1 protein-coding gene and 1 pseudogene are annotated in these 1843 nt (G+C 77.0%); one reads left to right on the forward strand and one right to left on the reverse strand.

What is annotated here, in order from left to right:
• On the forward strand, nucleotides 1-1583 hold a 1583-nt coding region (locus tag GTQ99_RS26450), incomplete at its 5' end, for a methyl-accepting chemotaxis protein (RefSeq protein WP_166617948.1).
• Here GTQ99_RS26450 and GTQ99_RS22780 read toward each other — a convergent pair.
• Nucleotides 1552-1843, reverse strand: a pseudogene (locus GTQ99_RS22780) (hypothetical protein); the annotation flags it as partial. The gene GTQ99_RS26450 and the pseudogene GTQ99_RS22780 overlap by 32 nt on opposite strands.

Genomic DNA, 1843 nt, shown 5'->3' on the forward strand with positions numbered 1-1843 from the left:
CCCGCCCGTTCGCCGACCGCAGCGTGCGCACCAAGGTGCTCAGCGCGCTCGGCGCCCTGGCCGTCGTGAGCGTGGGCGTCAGCACCGCCTCGCTGGTCGCCCTCTCGCAGGCCTCCGAGCGCACCGACGTGCTCTACACCGACACCGTCCTCGGGCTGCAGGCGCTCGGCCGCGTGCACCAGGAGGAGATCAAGACCCGGATGCTGGTCGCCCAGCACGCCGCCGCCCCCGACGCCGAGGGCAAGGCGGAGCTGGAGCAGAAGATCGTCGACAGCGACGCCGAGCTCGACGAGTGGGCCGCGGTGTACGAGACCACCACCGTCGACGGCGCCGCGGACTGGGAGACCTTCACGCAGGCGTGGGAGCAGTGGCGCCAGGTCCGCGACAGCCGGCTGATCCCCCTCTCCAGCGCCGGTGACGCGGCCGGCTGGGCGGCGGCCTCCGCCGACGTCGCGCAGCCGCTGGTGAGCACCGCCGCCGACGCCCTCGACCTCGTCGAGGAGGCCGAGAACACCGGCGCCGAGCAGACCGCCGCCGCCACCCGCTCCGCCGCCACGACCGCCCGCAACGGCACCCTGGCCGCGCTGCTCACCGGGCTCGTCCTGGCGACGCTGCTGGGCCTGAAGGTCGTGCGCTCCATCGTCGGGCCGCTGCGCTCCGTCTCCGGCTCGCTGGAGGCCGTGGCCGCCGGGGACCTCACCGTGCCCGCGCCGGTGGACTCCGCCGACGAGCTCGGCCAGATGGCCGCCTCGCTGGAGCGCGCCCGCGCCAGCGTGCGCGCCACCGTGGAGGAGATCGCCTCCTCCGCCTCCTCGCTGTCCGCGGCCTCGACCCAGCTGACCTCCTCCAGCGAGCGCATCGGCGCCGCCGCCGGCCAGACCGCCCAGGTGGCCGCCGGGACCGCCGACACCGCCGCGACCGTCTCGGCCAGCGTGTCGACCGTCGCCATGGGCGCCTCCGAGATGCAGGCCGCCATCCGCGACATCGCCTCCGGGGCCTCCGAGGCGACCGCCGTGGCCTCCCGCGCCACCGACATCGCCGGCCGCGCCGGTGAGACCGTGGCCCGCCTCGGCGTCAGCAGCACCCAGATCGGCGACGTGGTCAAGGCCATCACCGCCATCGCCGAGCAGACCAACCTGCTGGCCCTCAACGCCACCATCGAGGCCGCCCGCGCCGGGGAGGCCGGCAAGGGCTTCGCCGTCGTCGCCGGGGAGGTCAAGGAGCTGTCCGCGCAGACGGCCCGCGCCACCGAGGACATCGCCGCCCGCGTCGGCTCCATCCAGGCCGACACCGCCGAGGCCGTCTCCGCGATCGAGAGCATCGCCGACGTCATCGGCGAGATCAGCAACCACCAGACGACGATCGCCTCGGCCGTCGAGGAGCAGTCCGCCACGACCGCGGAGATGACCCGCAGCGTCGGCGAGGCCGCCGCCGGCTCCGAGGCGATCGCCGGGGGCATCCGCGACATCACCGGCTCGGCGCAGGAGACGGCCGACGTCGTCGCCGGCTCGCGCGCCGCCGCCGAGGACCTGCACCGGATGGCCGCCCGGCTCAACGACCTCGTGGGCCGCTTCCACGTCTGAGCCCGCGGCCGAGCACGCGCCCGCGCAGCTCCCGGTCGCCGACCGCACCGCCCACGGCCAGCACCAGCCCGGCGGCGGCGACCGCGATCGCCGCCGGCCGGGCCTGCGCGCCCAGCAGCAGCACGGCGGCGGCGCTGCACACCAGCGCCGCCGCCGTGCAGCCGCGCGCCAGCAGCCGCGGCCCGCGCCAGCGCACCCGGCCGTCCCCGCGGTGACGGGCACCCCCGCGGGCACCCCCGCGGGCGCGCTGGGCGGGCACC

This window comes from Kineococcus vitellinus, from assembly GCF_009906315.1.
GTDB classification, from domain to species: Bacteria; Actinomycetota; Actinomycetes; order Actinomycetales; family Kineococcaceae; genus Kineococcus; species Kineococcus vitellinus.